The 19,153-nt window shown below is 61.8% G+C and carries 15 protein-coding genes; 11 read left to right on the top strand and 4 right to left on the bottom strand.

Annotation, left to right across the window (positions count from 1 at the left end; all coding sequences use genetic code 11):
- Window positions 1-88 precede the first annotated feature (88 nt).
- The 9 genes from otsB (at window position 89) to SJY33_RS13140 (ending at window position 10,890) form a co-directional block, all read left to right on the top strand.
- Window positions 89-766, top strand: a complete 678-nt coding sequence (gene otsB / locus SJY33_RS13100; RefSeq protein ID WP_379923219.1) for a trehalose-phosphatase — start codon at window positions 89-91, stop codon at window positions 764-766.
- A complete protein-coding gene (locus SJY33_RS13105; RefSeq protein WP_379923220.1) occupies window positions 751-2,568 on the top strand; it encodes a glycoside hydrolase family 15 protein in 1,818 nt (605 codons plus the stop codon). Before otsB ends, SJY33_RS13105 begins: the two co-directional genes overlap by 16 nt.
- On the top strand, window positions 2,565-3,959 hold the full coding sequence (locus tag SJY33_RS13110) for a trehalose-6-phosphate synthase (protein WP_379923593.1): 1,395 nt from the start codon (window positions 2,565-2,567) through the stop codon (window positions 3,957-3,959). The genes SJY33_RS13105 and SJY33_RS13110 overlap by 4 nt, the downstream gene beginning before the upstream one ends.
- A 354-nt stretch (window positions 3,960-4,313) precedes the next feature.
- Window positions 4,314-5,783 (top strand): putative bifunctional diguanylate cyclase/phosphodiesterase, encoded by a 1,470-nt coding sequence (locus tag SJY33_RS13115; protein ID WP_379923221.1) that lies wholly within the window; start codon window positions 4,314-4,316, stop codon window positions 5,781-5,783.
- Window positions 5,780-6,502, top strand: a complete 723-nt coding sequence (locus SJY33_RS13120; RefSeq protein WP_379923222.1) for a LysM peptidoglycan-binding domain-containing protein — start codon at window positions 5,780-5,782, stop codon at window positions 6,500-6,502. Before SJY33_RS13115 ends, SJY33_RS13120 begins: the two co-directional genes overlap by 4 nt.
- 3 nt (window positions 6,503-6,505) lie before the next feature.
- Window positions 6,506-8,167, top strand: coding sequence for a protein kinase (locus tag SJY33_RS13125; RefSeq protein ID WP_379923223.1), 1,662 nt, complete (start codon window positions 6,506-6,508; stop codon window positions 8,165-8,167).
- 18 nt (window positions 8,168-8,185) lie between these two features.
- Entirely contained in the window at window positions 8,186-9,196 is a 1,011-nt protein-coding gene (locus tag SJY33_RS13130) for a type VI secretion system-associated FHA domain protein (protein ID WP_379923224.1), read from the top strand.
- A complete protein-coding gene (locus tag SJY33_RS13135) occupies window positions 9,193-9,915 on the top strand; it encodes a PP2C family protein-serine/threonine phosphatase (protein ID WP_379923225.1) in 723 nt (240 codons plus the stop codon). Before SJY33_RS13130 ends, SJY33_RS13135 begins: the two co-directional genes overlap by 4 nt.
- A 675-nt stretch (window positions 9,916-10,590) precedes the next feature.
- Window positions 10,591-10,890, top strand: coding sequence for a hypothetical protein (locus SJY33_RS13140; RefSeq protein ID WP_379923226.1), 300 nt, complete (start codon window positions 10,591-10,593; stop codon window positions 10,888-10,890).
- Here SJY33_RS13140 and SJY33_RS13145 read toward each other — a convergent pair.
- Complete coding sequence (locus SJY33_RS13145; protein WP_379923227.1) at window positions 10,869-11,363, bottom strand: isoprenylcysteine carboxyl methyltransferase family protein; 495 nt, start codon at window positions 11,361-11,363, stop codon at window positions 10,869-10,871. The two genes, SJY33_RS13140 and SJY33_RS13145, sit on opposite strands and share 22 nt — an antisense overlap.
- On the bottom strand, window positions 11,360-12,457 hold the full coding sequence (locus SJY33_RS13150) for a type III polyketide synthase (protein WP_379923228.1): 1,098 nt from the start codon (window positions 12,455-12,457) through the stop codon (window positions 11,360-11,362). The genes SJY33_RS13145 and SJY33_RS13150 overlap by 4 nt, the downstream gene beginning before the upstream one ends.
- A gap of 113 nt (window positions 12,458-12,570) precedes the next feature.
- On the opposite strand from SJY33_RS13150, the gene SJY33_RS13155 reads away from it, so the two are divergent.
- Window positions 12,571-14,142 (top strand): DHA2 family efflux MFS transporter permease subunit, encoded by a 1,572-nt coding sequence (locus SJY33_RS13155; protein WP_379923229.1) that lies wholly within the window; start codon window positions 12,571-12,573, stop codon window positions 14,140-14,142.
- Between the two features lie 829 nt (window positions 14,143-14,971).
- Here SJY33_RS13155 and SJY33_RS13160 read toward each other — a convergent pair.
- Together SJY33_RS13160 and SJY33_RS13165 are read right to left on the bottom strand one after the other, a co-directional pair.
- Window positions 14,972-15,874 (bottom strand): formylglycine-generating enzyme family protein, encoded by a 903-nt coding sequence (locus SJY33_RS13160; RefSeq protein ID WP_379923230.1) that lies wholly within the window; start codon window positions 15,872-15,874, stop codon window positions 14,972-14,974.
- Window positions 15,871-17,109: a DsbA family protein gene (locus SJY33_RS13165; RefSeq protein ID WP_379923231.1), complete on the bottom strand. Its 1,239-nt coding sequence runs from the start codon at window positions 17,107-17,109 to the stop codon at window positions 15,871-15,873. The genes SJY33_RS13160 and SJY33_RS13165 overlap by 4 nt, the downstream gene beginning before the upstream one ends.
- Window positions 17,110-17,303: 194 nt before the next feature.
- On the opposite strand from SJY33_RS13165, the gene SJY33_RS13170 reads away from it, so the two are divergent.
- Window positions 17,304-19,073, top strand: a complete 1,770-nt coding sequence (locus SJY33_RS13170) for an arylsulfatase (RefSeq protein WP_379923232.1) — start codon at window positions 17,304-17,306, stop codon at window positions 19,071-19,073.
- The last annotated feature ends 80 nt before the right edge of the window (window positions 19,074-19,153 follow it).

Genomic DNA, 19,153 nt, shown 5'->3' on the forward strand with positions numbered 1-19,153 from the left:
CGTGATAGACCCTATGCTCTGGCCAATGGGATTGAATCTTCGCCAGCCCGACCCGCCTCCACTGTCTGCGCTGCAGAACGCGGGGCCTGTGTCGCTTTTTCTCGATTTTGACGGAACGTTAATCGAAATCGCTGAAGGGCCCGACGCTATCGCAGTTCCCGCCGATCTGGGCGCGCGTCTGGAACGGCTTGCGTGCCGGCTTGACGGCAGGCTTGCCATCGTCTCCGGCCGCGGCGTTGACAATCTGACGCGGTTCCTTGGCCCGGTGCCGCTTTATCTTGCCGGGTCACACGGGGCTGACGTCCGCGCGCCCTTGGGTGCGACGCTGCGCGTGGCAGAGCCGTTGCCGGAATCGGTGGCAGAGCGGCTTCGGCTCTTTGCTGCTGACAACGGGCTGCTTTACGAAAACAAACCGCATGGCGCGGCGCTGCATTACCGCGCTCGTCCCGATTTCGAAGACACCGCGCTTCGGTTTGCCGAAAACCTTGCTGCAGAGCACGCCATGGCTATCAAGACTGGCAAATGTGTTGTCGAGATGATGCAACCCGGCGCTGACAAGGGTGGCGCGGTCGATCTGCTGGGTGGTCAGAGCCCCTTCGCCGGTGCCACGCCTGTCTTTCTGGGCGACGATATGACCGACGAAGATGGATTTGCCGCCTGCGAAAGGCGCGGCGGTTTTGGCATTGCGGTGGGCGACCGAGTTTCGCAAACGGCGCGCTATTCGCTCGGAACGGTAAAGGACGTGATTGCGTGGTTGGAACTGTGACACCTGATCTGGAACTCTGGCCGATTGGCAATTGTCAGGTCAGCGCGCTCGTAGACCGCGAGGCAGCCATTGTGTGGAGCTGCGTGCCGCGTGTCGATGGCGATCCTGTCTTCTGTTCGCTGCTGAACGGAGACAACCGCGACGATGGCATCTGGCGGTTCGAGCTTGTGGGGCAGGTCAGCGCGACGCAAGGCTACATCCGCAATACGCCGATCCTGGTCACACGGCTAGAAGCTGAGGATGGCAGCGCGGTCGAAGTCCTGGATTTTTGTCCCCGCCATGAAGGTAAAGGCCGGATGTATCGCCCTGTCGCGATCAGCCGGATTGTGCGCCCGGTCGCCGGTAGCCCGCGCATCCGTGTCGTTTTGCGTCCCATGCGCGATTACGGCGCGATGGCAGCTGAAACCACGCATGGTTCAAACCACATCCGCTATCTGATCGGCCCACAGGCCTTGCGCCTCAGCACCGACGCGCCGGTAGGCTACATCCTCGAACAGCGCACGTTCCGGGTTGAACAGGATCTGCACTTCTTCCTCGGGCCCGACGAACCCTTTACCGGCGCCCTTCGCGAGGAGGTACGCCGGATGGAACAGGCCACCCGCGACTATTGGCAGCGCTGGGTGCGAGGACTGGCAACGCCGGTGCAGTGGCAACAGGAGGTGATCCGCTGCGCCATCACGCTAAAATTGTGTCAGCACGAAGAAACCGGCGCGATTGTTGCGGCACTGACAACGTCAATTCCCGAAGCGCCAAACTCGGAACGCAACTGGGATTATCGGTACTGCTGGATTCGCGATTCCTACTACACAGTCCAGGCGCTTAACCGTCTTGGCGCGCTTGATGTGCTGGAAAAGTACCTCGCCTATCTGCGCAATATCGTCGACGGAGCTAAAGGCGGGCAGATCCAGCCGCTCTATTCGGTGATGGGTGTGGCAGAACTCAATGAAACGACGGCGCCCGCGCTTCCGGGCTACCGGGGCATGGGGCCGGTGCGAGTGGGCAATGCAGCCTACAAGCAGGTTCAGCACGATTGTTACGGCCAGATCGTCCTGCCCACCGTGCAGGCATTCATCGATCAGCGACTGCTGCGGATCGCGGATGAATGCGACTTTGAAAGCCTTGAACAGGTTGGCGAAATGGCATGGGCGATGCACGATCAACCTGATGCCGGATTGTGGGAATTCCGCACCCGGCAGGAAGTTCACACCTATTCCGCCGTGATGAGCTGGGCCGCCTGCGACCGGTTGGCGATGGCAGCGGATTGGCTCGGCAAGGCAGACCGCGCAAGCCTCTGGCGCGAACGCGCCGATGCCATCCGCACCAAGATCGAAGCCGAAGCATGGGTTGATAACGGTGATGCCCGCGATGATGCAGGCGGACATTACGGAGCAAGCTTTGAAAGCGATTACCTTGATGCCAGCCTGCTTCAGATGGTGGAGCTGCGGTTCCTTGCACCTGACAATCCCCGGTTCCTTTCCACCTTTGCTGCGGTTGAGCAGCAGTTGCGGCGCGGCGATTTCATGCTGCGTTACGCGGCCGAAGATGATTTCGGCGCGCCCGAGACAGCGTTCAATGTCTGCACGTTCTGGCTAATCGAGGCGTTGCATCTTGTCGGACGCAGTGATGAAGCACGCCGGCTGTTTGAAACCATGCTCAGCCATACCACCCGTTCTGGTCTGCTCAGCGAAGACCTCGACTACAATGATGATGAATTGTGGGGGAACTTTCCGCAGACCTATTCGCTAGTCGGTGTCATCAACTGCGCCGGATTACTGTCCAAGCCATGGAGTGATGTCCGATAACCCGCCTGATCATCATATCGAACCGCGTTGCCGTGCCCAAGGCGCGGGGTGCGGCCGGTGCCCAGGGAGGGCTGGCCGGCGCGCTCAATTCTGCGCTTAAAGACAACGGCGGGATCTGGTTCGGATGGTCGGGCCAGGAAAGCGAGGATCCTGCCGGCAGCATCAATTTGCAACGTCACGAGGGTGTCACCACCGCGACGATCGACCTGCCCGCCCGCGACGTTGAGGAATATTACAACGGTTACGCCAATTCGACATTGTGGCCGCTGTTTCATTATCGCCTTGATCTGACCGAATACGAGCGTGAAACGGGCCGCGGATACGAACGGGTCAATCAGCGGTTTGCCGATGCGGTGGCGCCGCTGATCGAGCCCGATGATCTGGTGTGGGTGCACGATTACCACCTGATCCCTTTGGGCGAACGGCTTCGCGCCCAAGGGGTCAACAACCGGATTGGCTTTTTCCTCCATATCCCCTGGCCGCCTACCCGGCTTTTCGTGTCGCTGCCGTTCCATGAACGACTGGTGCGCACGTTGCTCGAATATGACCTGATCGGTTTTCAAACTGACGAATGGCGCGGCAGCTTCCTGCACTATTGCAGCAAGGAATTGAACGCCGAGGTCGACGAGGAAGCCGGCACGATCAGCTTCGAAGGTCGTTCAGTGATCGCCCGGACCTATCCCATCGGTATCGACTGGGATCATTTCCAGGCGCAGGGCAATAGGGGCGAATCACGCAACGCCCACCAGCGACTGCTGTCATCGACCCGTGAACGCACCGCGATGATCGGGGTCGACCGGCTTGACTATTCCAAGGGTCTGCCCGAGCGGATCGATGGTATCGGCCGGTTCTTCGACCAGCACCCTGAGCGTGTGCGCGACCTTGTATTTATCCAGATTGCGCCGCCCAGCCGCGAGGATGTGAAGAGCTATCAGGACATCCGGATGATGCTTGAGCAGAAGACCGGGCAGATCAATGGGGCGCGCAGCGAAGTTGATGTGGTGCCGATCCGCTATGTCAATCGCGGCTATTCTCATGCCGAACTCTTCGGCTTTTTCCGCGGCTCGAAAATCGGCCTTGTGACGCCGCTACGCGACGGCATGAACCTGGTCGCCAAGGAATATGTCGCGGCGCAAGACCCCAATGATCCGGGTGTGCTGATCCTATCGCGCTTTGCCGGGGCGGCCGAACAGCTTGGATTGGACGGGACGGGGGCAGTATTGGTCAACCCCTACAGTCCCGACGACATCTCCGATGCCATCCTGCAGGCGCTTGATATGCCGTTGGACGAACGCAAGGCACGCTATGAGGCGATGATCGCAACGATTCGCGATGACAATGTGCAAGCCTGGACGCGGTGTTTCTGCGCAGATCTTACCGCTACCCGGTAAGGGAATAGGTGTGTCTCCCATCGGCGGATACATGTCGGTTACGGTGAAGGCTTTTTGCGCCGCTACACGCGCACGCTGGTGGGTTTGCCCTTTCCGGAACCACCACGAACCCAACAGGGACAAGCGCCTGCATTGCTAGCGCGGTCAGAACGCGCAAACCATCGTGGCCGAGATTTGAGACGAACCGTTGCGCAAGGTAAGTCTCCATAAACACCTCTCATTCTATCCAATATGGATGCAACCGGCATATTCACGCCTTGACCATCTAGCGATTCGCATCCTCTTTCAGGGGTGGCCGCGGTGATTTGGCTAACGGCCATACTGCTTGGATGTGTTGCGTTAGCAAGCGTTGCTATGGGGTGGACTGCGTGGCGCTTGCGCCGCGATCTTGCACAGCAAGTCGCGGCAGCAGAGGCTGAAATCGGCATTGCAACCCACGGCCCGCTGAGTACGCGCGCCGCAAACACAATTAGCGCGCTCGTCGCCCGCACCGCAAATGAAGATAGCCGCGATCTTCGCATTCATTCGATCACCGGTCTACCCACCCGCGAAATCCTGTTCGAAAAAATGGCCGCGGACACCACCGGCACGCTCATCGTGCTGACCTGCCGTGATTATGACCGGCTGTGCACTTTCGATCCGGCTCTTGGCGAACGCGTGTTGCTGCTGATCGTTGCACGCCTTCGCGCGATGCTCGCAGCCTCACGGATGATTGCACAAATCGACCGCGCGCATTTTGCCGTCTGGCTCGGACCTGAAGCGAGCGAGGCATCCGCGGAAGCCGAAGCAAGAGCGATGCTGTACGCCTTGAGCAATCGGCTGGTCGAGGAGAATTGCGAAATCCTGCCGGGGATTGCACTCAGAAGCACGCGCTTCGAGGCAGGCCAACGAACGCCGCAGGCCGCGGTTTCGGCCGCGCTTTCGGCGTTCGCCGTTGCGACCGAGGGCCATCATGAGAATGTCCTCGTCGATGCCACGCTGGCCGCACATACCAAAGAGCAGTTCGATCTCGAACAGGATCTGCGGCAAGCGATTGTCCGCGGCGAGCTTCATATGGCGTTCCAGCCGTTGTTCGATGCGGAAATAGGCCGCGTTTGCGGCGCCGAGGCGCTGATCCGCTGGACCCATCCCGTACACGGCAATATTCCGCCATCGCGGTTCATTCCAGTGATAGAAGCTGCAGGGATCACGCAGGAGTTCAGCCTCTGGGCGCTGAACTATGCGCTGCGTGAAGCGCGTGAATGGCGCGCTTCGGGCTGCATGGACATGCGGGTAGCGGTCAATCTTTCCGGGAAAGACCTCGAAGTCGAGGCGCTCCCTTCGATGATAGAGCGTACGTTGGTGCGCCATGGCCTGGCGCCTGATGCGCTGGAAATCGAATTGACCGAAAGTGTCGCCCTGGCTGACGGCGACCGTGCCGCGCGCTTCTGCCGCGCATTGCGTTCGATGGGCGTTGCGGTTGCCATCGACGATTTTGGTACGGGCTATTCCAGTCTTAGCGCGCTTCGGGCGCTGCGGTTCGCCAAGCTGAAGATCGACCGTAGCTTCGTGACCGCTGTCGATCAGCGGCGGGACAGCCAGGCGATCTGCAATGCTCTGCTGGCTCTTGGACGCGGGCTCGGCATCAATATCCTTGCCGAAGGTGTCGAGACCGCTGCCGAGTATGCGTGGCTGCGGGCCCGCGGTTGCCGCTATTACCAAGGCTATCATTTCTCCCGGCCGCTTTCGTCGGCCGACTTTGTAGCGTTCGTTCGCGATTCGGGGCGGGGACATGACCTCGCCCACCCAGTGGCGCCAATGCCGCTTGAAAGGCTTTCTCTATGACGTCGCGTTACTGTGTTGCCGTAATCGCCGCGGTGCTTTTGGCCGCCTGTTCGGGCAAGGCGCCGGTGCAGATGGCCGGGACCAACGCTACCGCAACCGCTACGGGCGACGTCGATGCGATCGCCAATCTTCTTTACATCGGCAAGCGCAAAGAAGCGAGTAAGCGTCTGGACAAGGCGCTGAACCGCGATCCCGGCAATCCGGCGCTCATGATGCTGAGGCAGTCGATCATCGGCAATGCGCGTGAAGATATGGGCCCCGTCAACTTTCCTTACGTCGTCCAGAACGACGACACGATGACGAGCATTGCCGAGCAATTTCTCGGCAACCGACTGAAAGCCTATCAGCTGGCCCGGTACAACAACATCGACAATCCCCACCTCGTCACCGCAGGGACGGTTCTGCAAATTCCTGGCCAGCCGCCGCGAGCAGCGCCGCCGCCGCGCACCGTCCAGCCTTCGACAACCCGCGCGCCGACGCAGGCCCCGGCCACCGCACGCACACCGGTCAAGGCCAAGGCGCCCGCTGGCGTCCGAACCGACCCTGCCGCAGCCAAGCGCGCGCACGCTGCAGGTCTCGCCGCGCTGAACCAGGGTCGCTTGAGCCAGGCGATGTCCCAGCTTGGCCGTGCCGCCGCTCTCGATCCCGGCAACGCTGCCATCAACCGGGACCTTGCGCGCGCCAAACGCATTGCAGCAACCGTCCGGGCCCGGAACTGAGTGATGCTGCAGAACCAACCCAGTCGCCCGGCGCACGCGGATTTAAATGGCGGCGAGTACAGCTTCGACCAGCTCGGACGCTACCGTATTCAGGCCCTGATCGGTCAGGGCGCGATGGCCGATGTGTACCGCGCACAAGATCCCGAAATCGGCCGCACCGTCGCTATCAAGGTGCTTAAGCCTGAATACACACGCGATGCGCAGCTTGGCGCGCGGTTCCTGCGCGAAGCCCGCGCAGCCGGCGCGCTCAGCCATCCACATATCGCGACTATCTATGACGTGGGCGATGTCGGCGGGGCAGCCTACATTGCAATGGAATTGATCGATGGCGAGCCGCTGGACACGCTGCTGCAAAGGCAGGGGCGATTGCCGTCCGAACGGGTGTTGTTGCTTGCTCGTCAGCTCGCCGATGCGCTGGCTTATGCGCATCGCGCCGGCATCGTTCATCGCGATGTAAAGCCTTCCAACATCATGGTCTGCTCAGATGGCCAGACTGCAAAGCTGCTCGACTTCGGGGTCGCACGCGTTGGCGAGGTCGATCCTGCCAGCCTTGCCCGCACGCAAATGGGCCAACTGCTCGGAACCCCCCGCTATATGAGCCCCGAACAGGCGCTCGGACTGCCAGTCGATCACCGGTCTGACCTGTTTTCGCTCGGCGTGGTCCTTTATGAAATGGTAACCGGCAAGATCGCTTTTCCCGGTGGCAGTCTGGCAACCCTCGCGATTCAAATCGCGCAGGAAAAGGTCGCCCCGATTGGAGAGGTTTCTGCCGACTGTCCGGCGGGCTTGCGCGCGATTATTGACCGTTTGCTGGCCAAGAAGCCGGAAAACCGGTTTGCCGATGGCGTTTCGCTGGTCGCCGCGATCGACCGGGAACTGGCTGCAGAACGCGATGAAGGGTCCGAGCGCCGGGGCCGATCAATGCGGTTCGCATTGCCTGTCGCCCTAGTCAGCGTCACGGCGATGGCCTTGGCAGCTTCGGTGTATTTCATATCGGAGCGCGAAACCCAACTGTTTGAGCGTATGGCTGCGGCATCGGGCGCCAGCATCGCTGCCTTCGTCACCGACAACGCCGCCGTCACGGTGGTCGACAACGCCGGGTTGCCTGCTGCAGAGCAGAACTGGACGGCATTGCAGGCGTTTGTCGTCACAGCTTCTGACGCCGAAGATGTCCGCCGGATCATCATTGCAGATAATGGCGGGACGATCCGTGCGGCCACCAATGCGGCGCTGATCGGCACGGCCTATCGCGCTCCATCCAAAGCGGAAACGGCGAGCGAGGGCATGCGTTTTGTGCGGCCCATCAATTACGCAAATGTCCGGTTCGGGATGGTAGATCTGGTGCTCGATCGCAGCCCACTCGATCAGGCAATTGCAACATCGCGAACGCTGATGATGGTGTTGTCCAGCCTCATTATGGCGCTGGTTCTGGTGGTGGGATACCTCAGCGGTGTCCTGGTCGCCCGACCGCTGCGGCGCTTGCGACGGGCCTTGGAGGAAGCTTCGAAAGGGGATTTTTCGGTCCGGCTGACACACAAGCGCAACGATGAATTCGGCGATACCTTCGATGCCTTCAACAGGTTCGCTGCCGAGGCAGAGGCACGTGCCGCGACCCGGGTCGAGCCAGTTGACCTCGCAGCCACGCGTATCGCCTTTCCAAGCTAGGGTCGCCCTTCCATGTACATGCTGCAGCTTTTTGACAGGGACGATGCGGTCAATCCCGTCGATGTGCGCCTGCTTGATCAAGGCACTCTGACAATCGGGCGCGATCCTGCCGCCGACTGGTCGATTGCCGATCCGGATTGTGCCCTCTCGCGCGCGCATTGCGAAATTGAAGCAACGCCGGAAGGATTGGCGATCACGGTATTGGGCGCCAATGGCGTGGGCGATGCGGCGACGGGGGCGAACCTGCCCGCTGGCGAGCGGACAATGATCGCTGTCCCGTGCGCGCTGATGATGGGCCGCTACCGGATCGTCGCGACGATCGCGCCGTTCGCTGCAACACCGGGCTTCGATTCCGAGCGCACCATGATCATGACCGCGCCTCTGGGCCATTCGATCGAGGTTCCCAGCGAATGGAACGATGCCATGCGTGTGGCGGCCCGTGCGGACGGGACGCTGCTCGAAGCATTCTGCGAAGGCGCGGGCCTTGATCCCTCGCTGCTATCCGCCGAGGAACCCGATGTGATCATGCACCGCGCGGGCGGGCTTTACCGACAGATGGTGTTGGGGATCGGCGATCTGATGGCGGAACGTGACGCCGCCCGCATGCGTTTCCAGATGAGCCGCACCACGATTGCCGGCGAAGAAAACAATCCCTTCAAGTGGGCACCCACGCAGCGCCTTGCGATCGATCTGCTACTGGCGGAATCGGATGGCTTTCTATCCGGCCCGTCGGCGCTGAAGGTTTCGTTCATGGACCTCAAGCGGCACTTGGTCGCGACCTTTGCGGGCCTGCAGGGCAGCCTGCGCGCCGCGATCGACAGGTTCGATCCGTCACGCCTTGAGGAAGCGACGCAGCAGCGATCCGGGCTTTTCAAGACCCGTGCTGCTGGCGTGGTGGAGGAAGTCAGCGCGCGTCATGCCGACCTTGCCGATCAGCTTGCCAATGGCCGACCCGGGCTGCTGGACCAGGCTTTTGCCGCCGCCTACACGACGACCGAGGAAGCGCTCAAGGCAGGGCGCCGACTGTGAACGCGCTCAAGTGGTTGTTCCGCAAGCCTGTTCGCGGGGCCGACACAAGCCAATCGGTCAGCCGCAGCGATGTCGGTCGGGTGCGTACCGCCAACGAGGACCGCGTGCTCGATCGGACTGATCTACGGCTCTGGGCAGTCGCCGATGGGATGGGAGGCCACCGTTCCGGCGATGTTGCCGCCGATTTCGTCGTGGCTGAATTGACGCGCTGGGGCGAACGGCAGAATACTGCAGGCTTGAACGCGGCGGTGCTGCAGACCCATGAGAAACTGCTCGAATTGATTGGGGGTCAGGGCGGAGCGACCCTTGTTGCCATGGTTGCCGGTCACGATGAGGTGCAAATCTGCTGGGCCGGCGACAGCCGCGCCTACCTCATACGGGAGGGCACGCTGCGCCAGCTGACCAAAGACCACAGCATCGTCCAGCAACTGCTCGATGCCGGGTTGATCGACGAGGCCACCAGCCATACCCATCCGCAGGCCAACGTCGTCACCAGCGCGCTGGGGAGCAGCAGATATCCCTTGATCGAAGAGATCGCGGTTTCCATCCTGCCGGGAGACCGGGTGCTGCTATGTTCCGACGGTTTGTCGCGCTCGTTGAGAGCGCAGGACATCTTGAACCAAAAGCCGTTGCCAGAGCTGGCCGACCAGATGCTGATGCAGGCACTTGAGCGCGATGGTCGCGACAACGTGTCCTTTGTCCTAGTCCAATTCTCCTAGAGGGATCTGACGCGATCCCAACACCCTGTTGGTGCGCAATGACCGTGTAGGCGTCCCTATCCAGTTCATCCCAACTCACCGCCAACCACCGGTCAAGGCGCTGGGCCTTGCTCGGGTTAGCTGTGCCCAGTGAAATGCTTACAGGCCTGCGGGCGCATCGCGTTAGCGGCCCTTTGCGCCGAACGCGTTCGGCGAACGAAATAGCGCCAGCGCAGTGCGGTCAGAACCGGCCCTGCCGGATGCTATGTGACAAGCCATGGGGAATACATGCGCATGCCGCCCCCAAAGGCGCGGTTAATTGCGACCTTTTCAGAAGTGTGGCGCGGTCGCGGGAAGGCAAGTTGAATTACAAGATTGAAAAATATGAGGTTATTTATGAATATCAATGTTCTTTGCCCCCCAACCAACACCCCAAATGTGCTGGATGCACGTGGAGAACGTGGCGCAGTCCGGTTCGCTTTCTGAAAGTTGTCATGCAAAACCACACCGGCAAACTCATCCGCAGATGACGATCTGCTCAGCGTGTTGTTGCGGTTTTGGTCAAACTGTTCATCCTGCAGTGGATGTCGCGACCCAATGATGCCGGCGCTTCGTGATCGCCCCATTCACCGACGGTTCAATCCAATATCGCCAGCAGTGCGGGACAACGCCAAAGAGTCACAGGGGTATTAGAATATGAAGCGCCGTGCTAATATTGGTATCGCTCGTGGCATTACAGCGATTGCCACGGCCCTCGCGCTGGGCAGCCCCGCCTTTGCAGCGCCTGATCCCGGCAAGAAAGCCTGCGTGCAGGAAGCGCGCAAGCTTTGCCCCGCCGAGATGAAGTCTTTCAGCCGCAAGAAGGTCGAGGCGTGCATGATCCGAAACATCGAAAAGACATCACCGACCTGCAAATCGGCGATGCTCAAGATCAAGGCCGAACGCGAAGCGCTGGCCCGGCGCCAGTTGCAAGGTCAGGCCGCGACTTCGGAGTAGGCGGCGTTCTCGGCCCGGATGCGCACCCACAGCATCGCCGCGTTGAGCACGGAATATAGCACTGCGACCCAGACCAGACCGAACATCAGCGGCACGACCGCGATTTCGCAGATCACGACGAAATAGTTTGGGTGACGCATGATGCGGAAAGGGCCTCTGGTAATCGGCGCCTCGTCCTTGGGAACGATGATGCGCGTGGTCCAGCGACGGCCAAGTGTCGCCAGCACCCACACGCGCATGGCTTGAAGAACCGCAAACACGGCGAGCAGCGGCAGGTACACCGGCGCGCCGCCGACGGCGGCCCACAGCACCGCCAGCCACGATGCATGCATCAGCACCATCACCGGATAATGCGACCGTCCATACTCGGTCGCCCCCCGCGCGATCAGCACCTTGGTGTTGCTGCGTGCGATGAACAATTCGGCTATTCGCTGCAAGGTAACGAACAGCATGATCGCATAGGGAAGGGTCATGCGGCGCTCCGCAAGGTGACCGTACTGGCGGTAAAGCCCGGCCCCAGCGCCGCCATCACCGACAAGGGCTGCAGCCCTTTCTTGCGGACGCGGTCGAGCACGAAGAGGGCGGTTGGGGCGGACATGTTGCCGTGCCGCCGCAAGACCTCGCGCTCTTCGTTGAGGCTGCCCTGCGGCAGGGCGAGCGCAGACTCGATCGCATCAACGACCTTGGCGCCGCCGGGGTGGCAGATGAAGCGGTCGACGTCGTCGATCCGCAGGTTCTGCGGTGTGAGCATTTCCTCCATTGCGCCGCGAAATTCCTTGCGGGCGAAGGCTGGAATGGCCCGGTTGAGCACCACGCCCAGGCCAGCGGGCTCCATCTGCCAGCCCATGATATCAAGCGTATCGGTCCAGGTTTTCTCCGCACTTCCTGCAATCTGCGTGAAGCCTTCGTCGCCGGCCCGGATGACGCAGGCCGCCGCGCCGTCACCGAACAACGCGGTCGAGACGATGTCTGCCTTGCCAACATTCTCGGTCCTCAAGGCGAGGCTGCACAGCTCCACGGTCACGAACAGGACGGTGGCACCCTGACCGACCTGGGCGAGCTTCGCTGCCAAGCCAAGCCCCGAAACGCCGCCGGCACAGCCGAGGCCGAACACCGGCACCCGTGACACGTCGCTGCGGAACCCCATCCGGCGCATCGCCCGCGCTTCCAGGCTAGGCGTGGCGATGCCGGTGGACGACACGGTGACGATGACGTCCACGTCGTCCGCGGCAATGCCCGCCTCGGCCAAGGCCTTTTCGGACGCTTCGATAAACAGATCGAGCGCGACTTTGAGATAGACCTCGGTACGCTCGACGATGCTGCGCGGCTCGGTGTACCAGTCGACCGGACGGGCCAGCTGGCGAAATTCAATCCCGGCATTGCCGTAGATCGCGCGCAGCCGTCCGAAATCCTCGAATGCCCCGCCAAGCAGCTGTTCCGCGACCTGCGCACCTGTTGTTTGATCGAGAACGTGCAGCGGTGTCGCGGTCGCGAGCGAGTGTATACTTACCGGTAGCGTCAAAGAGGCCTCACATCGGTCACTCGACCGGCAAATGGGATTGGTCATTCACGGGAACCGCACCCCAGAGGCATTGTTCCGAAAGGTTATACGATGCTGGCCCGAATGTGGACGCCAGTTTCCTTTAGTCACCGCCATCCTCTTCGGCTACCGGACATCCGATGAACACAACCGAAATACCTGAGGCAACCGTGCGGACCTGGGCCGGATTCATCTTCATGTGCATCGGCATGTTCATGGCGATCCTCGATATCCAGATCGTCGCCACCTCCCTGCCGACGATCCAGAACGCCTTGGGTATCGCTACCGACCAGATGATCTGGATTCAGACCGCCTATCTCACAGCAGAGATCGTAGCGATTCCCCTCACTGGGTTTCTGACCGCAAAGCTGGGCATGCGCTGGCTGTTTGTTTCGGCAGTCGCGGTGTTCACGGTTGCATCGATCGGCTGCTCCGAAAGCCAGACTTTTACGTCGCTGATCGTGTGGCGGATCGTTCAGGGATTTGCCGGGGGCACCCTGATTCCGGCGGTTTTCTCTGCCGTGTTCCTGCTGTTTCCGGTGCGTTCGCAAGGCATCGCGACGACCATCGCCGGGGTAGCTGCGGTCTTTGCGCCAACCGTAGGCCCGATCGTCGGCGGTTGGATTACCGAGACATATTCCTGGCATTGGCTGTTTCGCATCAACATCCTGCCGGGTGTTCTGGCCGCGGTCGGGGCCGCTGCCACCCTTCGCTCTGCGGCCAGCAATACGCGCTTCGCACGGTCAGTCGATATGGCCGCGCTGGCCCTTTTGGCTGTCAGCCTGACTGCCTTGCAGATCGGGCTGAAGGATGCCCCGACCGACGGCTGGCTGTCTTCGGGCGTGGCTGCGCTGCTGGGGGCTTTCGCCCTATGCGCGGCATGGTTCGTCTGGCGCACGGTGCGTGCGCCTGAACCGCTTGTCGAATTGCGATGCTTCAGGGATCGCAACTTTGCGATCGGTTGTGCCTTGAGCTTCATTCTCGGGATGGGACTGTTCGGGTCGACCTATCTGATGCCCTTCTTTCTGGGCCTCGTGCGCGAACATGACGCGCTCCGCATCGGCGAGATCATGCTCGTCACCGGCATCGCCCAGCTCTTGACGGCGCCTGTCGCGGTGTATCTGGAGCAGCGAGTCGGTGCGCGCACGCTGACAGTGTTCGGCTTCGTCCTGTTTGCGGTCGGCCTGCTGATGAGCACGACGCAGACCGCCCAGACCGACTATGCCGAAATGTTCTGGCCGCAGGTTGTGCGCGGCGTGGCCACCATGTTCTGCCTGCTGCCCCCGACGCGGATGGCCTTGGGCAGACTGTCACCCGAACTGGTGGCGGACGGCAGCGGCTTGTTCAATCTGATGCGCAATCTCGGCGGCGCGATCGGGCTTGCTTTGATCGACACCACGATTTTCAGCCGCGCCGCGATTTACGGGGCGAAGATCGTCGACGAGTTGGTTGCCGGGAACATCGAAACTGCGGTAAGGATCGGGATACCCCGCGATGCCTTCATCGAACAGATCGGCACGCCGCCCGACGAGTTCACCGCGGAAATGATCCGTCCCTTGGTGGAAAGACAAGCCCTGGTAGACTCCATCAACGATGCATGGATGTTGATCGGCGTGCTGACAGCCTTCGCCGTGATACTGGTCTTTTTTGTCCGGCGCATTCCTCTCGACAAGCAGACCGAAAGCGCGGTTGAGGGCTTTCCATCGGAGTAAAATTTTTAGGCTAGTCGCGAGAACAACCGATTGTCGAACTTGCGGGCCAACTGACCACGCGGTCCCGACGCCGCGACGGTGATCGTTTCGACGACAGTGTCGATTGGGAAACCGGTTGCCGACAGGGGAATTCCCGCTGATCAGCTCTTGATCCCTACACATCCATCAGCGGGGCGAAGCTCACTCTCGAATGCGATGTGTCAATATCAGGCCAAATTGGACAGTCGTCCTTCGGTAAACGGCGACTGGCTGTCATCATGTTATCGGCTGTTAAACCCCCAAAACCCGATCCAGATTTTGCAACCATGTCTGCCGGAGGCTCCGTTCGTCCCATGTCACGGCAAGCCGCAGGGCTAGGCACCGCGCCTTGCTCGGGCCAGTTGTGAGCAGCGAGATGCTTTCAGGTTTGATGCGTGCCGGATGCCGCATCTGGCGGGAGAAATGATACCGCGCGCCTTTGCGGACAACATAGCTTTGCTGGCGCATAGTTTCAGCGCGCCCAAGACCGGCCCTGTGAGATGCTGTGTGAGACGCTATGGGGGAACAGATGCGCATACTACCTCCGGAGTGGCGGTTTTTGCGGCTTTTCGGGGATTGTGGAGCGGTAGCGGCAAGCCAAAAGTCGGCTTACTGAATTGAGACAAAACACCTATTGCTGACGATTAAATTTCTCTGGCCCCCAACCGACTCGAAAGTGGCCCCGTCGCGCCGAAATTCGACCGCACTCTTCGATCTCGAAGCGCCTCAACCGTTGGTACTTCACCAGCGATCAGAGAATTTTTTAGCTCGGCATTGAGGGGTCACTATCGATCTGCACACCTTCCAGCATTCATGGTTTGGCGACTCGGAACCCGATGTGATCGGTGCCAAGGTCGCGTTCCTGGAACTGGCGTGCGGCAGCGCGGTAGCGTGCACAGTAATTTGCCGCGCACAGGAAGGAGCCCCCCTTGATCACATTGGTCGGTTCGCCTGCACGCGGCTGGCTGGAAGTCCATTCCCAGACGTTGCCGATCATGTCGTAAAGTCCATAGGCGTTGGCCTCGAAGCAACCGACAGGGGCGCGCGTGGTGTAGCCGTCGGTGCCGGTATCGCGCGCAGGGAAGACGCCCTGATAGTAATTGGCCTGCGGTTTCCCGTCCGGATCGAGCGGCTCAGGCGGGGCGGCCCCGCCCGCGCGGGCCGCGAATTCCCATTGCTCCTCGGTCGGCAAGTTCGCCCCAGCCCACCTCGTATAGGCCAGTGCGTCGTTGTAAGTGACCTGCACCACGGGATCATTGCTGCGCCCGTCGATCGAACTTCCCGGGCCGTTAGGGTGCCGCCAATCGGAACCAGGCACCCATTGCCACCAGTTGGGATTGTCGGGCGTGGGGATACGGAACACCGCCGAGCCGGGCTCGCGCATTTCCGGCGGCGCACCGGGGATCGGCGGCGGATCGCGCTCCGCTTCGGTGCGGTAGCCGGTGGCTTCGACGAATTCAGCGAATTGCGCGTTTGTAACTTCGGTCGTGGACATCCAGAAGCCCTTGACCGTGACTGTGCGCGGAGGCCCCTCTTCGCGGTAGCGCGCCGCCTCTCCCATCGTGAAGGTGCCACCTTCGATCCACACCATCTCGCGCTTGGCGATCCCCGCGCAGGCGGGAGCAGCCGCATCATTGGACGATTGCGCGGCCTGTTCCGCACAACTCATCAACAGCAGCGCAAGCGTCGCGACCAGCGCCGTGTTGCGGATCATCGAGCGCCGCCCGCCCGGCGCCGGATTTCGGCCGCGATCAGCCACAGGCGGTCCTGACCCCAGATGCACAGGTCCGGCTCGCCGTCCGCACCGCGCAGGCGATAGCTGGGAACGCCCCATAGGCCGAGTTCCTCGGTCATTTCGATCTGCCGGAGCGCGGTTGGTTGCTTCCAGTGATCAGTGCCGAGAATTGTCTGGGCCGCAGCCCAATCAAGACCCGCTTCTTCGACCGCCCGGCGTAGGCCCTCGGGTTCATGCAGCCCGACGCCTTGGCCCCAGGCGAGGCGCAGTCCGGCGGACATTAAAGCGATGTCCTTGCCTTGCTCGGACGCCCAGGGAAGCAGCGAGTAAAGCATCCGGGTCGGCTCGCCGATCGGAGTCATGACGGGTCCGAAATCGACACCGAGATGTTCCGCTTCGCGCTTGGCATCGAACATGATGTAGGCGCCCTTTTCCCGCGTGGCGGGCACCCCCCGCATGATCATCGGCAGGACAGGCTTGTGTTCGAGCCGGATCCCGCATTCACGCGCCATCGCGATCGTGCGGTCATAGATGATCGCGGTGTAGGGCGAATTGAGCGAAGGATAGAAATCGAGCGTAAGCGCGCTCGCATCGACTCCTGCCACATCGATCGCCGGTCGCGGGCAGATGAAGGGGAGCGCCGGGTCCTTGCAGGCGCCCAGATCGCGCAGCCATTGTTCGAGGTGAAACAGCCTGTCGACGCCCCAGAACCACTCGCCCGCATAGTGAAACATCGCCCCGGAGTAGTGGCCGAGCGCGGCGAGCCGTTCGCTTCCGGCATCGAGCGTGGCAGGATCGGGCGGCGTGTCCGATGTGCGATGCCGCCGCGAGGGGGCTTCGAGCCCATAGTGCGGTGCGATCAGCTGCGCATCGCGCATCGCCCAAGCCGCAAGCATGGCCGGTTCGGGCTGGTTCTTGCCCCCGCTAGCGCGGATTTCATGGCGCACCAGTTCGATGACATACCGTTCTTCGAGGGTCGCCAGCACTTGCTCGGCAAGCTGCGAATAGGGGTCATCGTACTGGTGGAAATATTCGACCCGGTGCGGCGTGCCTGTAGAAATCCGGGCAGCTTCGGCACTATGCCTGCGCCGCGCGCGGATCGCTGGATTGATCACCTGTTCGAAGCCATCGCGCATCGCAAGGCGGAGCGCTGCTGGCGGATCGACCATCGCCGGCGGGTTGGGATTGTGTTCGGGCTCTGGCTGAAGCGTCATCTGGTCTGCCCTGTTCGCCGGGTCGATCTTTTGCGTGAGCGCTCGAGGCGCTGGATCATCGGTGTAATGTATGCCATTAGATTGGTCAATTCATCGCCATGGACGAGCCCAACCATGAGACTGGGAAGCGGCGGATGCAATCATGACGGCAGGGGAAAGCGATGCAATCAGTTTGGGGGACAGGCAGGATAAGCGTGCTGGCGACCGTGCTGCTGGCCGGTGCGGCTGTTCCGACCGCCACTGCTGCGGACACAGCGCGGCCCCGGCCCAATGTCGTGGTGATCCTCGCGGATGATGCAGGGCTGACGGACTTCGGCGCCTTTGGCGGGGAAGCACACACGCCCAACATGGATGCCATCGCTGCGCGCGGCGCGATGTTTACCCAGTTCCGCGCCTCGCCGCTGTGCTCGCCCTCGCGCGCCATGTTGCTCACCGGGATGGACAACCACCTGACGGGTTTTGCGACGATCCCCGAGGTGCTGCCGAGCGAGCAGCGCGGCAAGCCGGGCTATTCGATGGCGCTCGAACCCGGCGTGCTCACGCTCGCCGATCGGCTGCGCAGCCTAGGTTATCGCACGCTGATGGTCGGCAAGTGGCATCTGGGCGAAGAGGCTGGGGCGATGCCGCAGGCGCATGGCTTCGATCGTTCCTTCGCTCTGGCCGCATCGGGCGCGGACAATTGGGAGAAGAAAGCCTACATTCCCTACTACAAGGACGCGCCCTGGTACGAGGACGGCGTCGAGACCGATCTGCCCGATGACTTCTATTCCTCGCGCTTCATCGTCGATACGATGATCGCCTATCTGCGCGAGACAGACCCATCGAAGCCGCTCTTCGCCTACCTGCCGTTTCAGGCCGTTCATATTCCGGTGCAGGCACCGGCGGAGCTGATCGCCAAGTACAAGGGCCGGTATGACGCGGGCTGGGACGTGCTACGGCGTGAGCGACAGCAGCGGGCCGAGGCGCTCGGGCTGGTGCCGCCGGGTGCAGCGATGGCAGACCTGCCACCGGGCTATCGCGCTTGGAAAGACCTGAGCGCCGAGGACCGCGTGCTCTATGCCGCGCGTATGGAGGTGCATGCCGCGATGCTGGAAGCGATGGACATGAACATCGGCCGCCTTATCGATCACCTCAAGGCCAGCAGCCAGTACGACAACACGATCTTCGTGCTTGCGTCGGACAACGGCCCCGAACCCTCACGCGGCGATGACAATGCGACGCTCAGTGCCTGGCACCGCTTCGTCGGCTACCACATCGGGCTTGAGGGCATGGGCGGGCGCAGGAGCTGGGGCTTCATCGGCCCCGAATGGGCGGCAGCCACCGCCACCCCGGGCGCATGGTTCAAGTTCTACGCTACCGAGGGCGGCGTGCGCGTTCCGCTGGTCATCGCCGGTCCGGGCCTTGAGGCGGCGCGTATCGACAGCCCCGCGATGATGACCGACATCGCCCCCACGCTGCTCGAATGGATCGGCGCGCCTGCCGAGGTTGCGGGAAATAATGCGCGCACGATGACCGGACGCAGCCTGCTCCCGGTCCTCACCGGGGAGGCAACAACCGCCTATGCCAGCGACGAGGTTCGGGTAATCGAAGTTTCTGGCAACACCGCACTCTACAAGGGCGACTTCAAGATCACCCGCAGCGTGCTGCCCTTGGGGGATGGCCGCTGGCGGCTGTTCGATCTCGCCCGCGACCCCGGCGAAACCACCGACCTCAGCATCGCCCGCCCTCAGCTCCTGACCGAGATGGTGGCAGACTATGACGCCTATGCGAGCCGTGTGGGCGTGCTGCCGATGCCCGAGGGCTATGATTCGGTGGCGCAGACCGCCAAAAACAACATCGTTCAGATGCTCGCGAACTATCCCTGGCTCTACGGCGTCATCGCCGGGATAGCGCTGCTGGTAGGGTTTGTCGTCTGGGGCCTGTTCAAGATGCTGCGCCGGATGGCTCGCCGCACCGCCGAGTAATCCGGCCCAGTTCGGCGACGCGAACCAGCTCAGCCACGCCTACGCGGCGCGACGCGATTTTCTGCGGTTCTTGATCGTTC

Source organism: Erythrobacter sp. R86502, from assembly GCF_042466465.1.
Lineage (GTDB): Bacteria > Pseudomonadota > Alphaproteobacteria > Sphingomonadales > Sphingomonadaceae > Erythrobacter.

Coding starts and splice junctions, on each gene's coding strand:
- SJY33_RS13120 (WP_379923222.1), top strand. CDS start 5,780: ATGACGTCGCGTTACTGTGTTGCCGTAATCGCCGCGGTGCTTTTGGCC.
- SJY33_RS13160 (WP_379923230.1), bottom strand. CDS start 15,874: ATGATCCGCAACACGGCGCTGGTCGCGACGCTTGCGCTGCTGTTGATG.
- SJY33_RS13165 (WP_379923231.1), bottom strand. CDS start 17,109: ATGACGCTTCAGCCAGAGCCCGAACACAATCCCAACCCGCCGGCGATG.
- SJY33_RS13115 (WP_379923221.1), top strand. CDS start 4,314: ATGGGGTGGACTGCGTGGCGCTTGCGCCGCGATCTTGCACAGCAAGTC.
- SJY33_RS13130 (WP_379923224.1), top strand. CDS start 8,186: ATGCTGCAGCTTTTTGACAGGGACGATGCGGTCAATCCCGTCGATGTG.
- SJY33_RS13140 (WP_379923226.1), top strand. CDS start 10,591: ATGAAGCGCCGTGCTAATATTGGTATCGCTCGTGGCATTACAGCGATT.
- SJY33_RS13145 (WP_379923227.1), bottom strand. CDS start 11,363: ATGACCCTTCCCTATGCGATCATGCTGTTCGTTACCTTGCAGCGAATA.
- SJY33_RS13150 (WP_379923228.1), bottom strand. CDS start 12,457: ATGACCAATCCCATTTGCCGGTCGAGTGACCGATGTGAGGCCTCTTTG.
- SJY33_RS13155 (WP_379923229.1), top strand. CDS start 12,571: ATGAACACAACCGAAATACCTGAGGCAACCGTGCGGACCTGGGCCGGA.
- SJY33_RS13125 (WP_379923223.1), top strand. CDS start 6,506: ATGCTGCAGAACCAACCCAGTCGCCCGGCGCACGCGGATTTAAATGGC.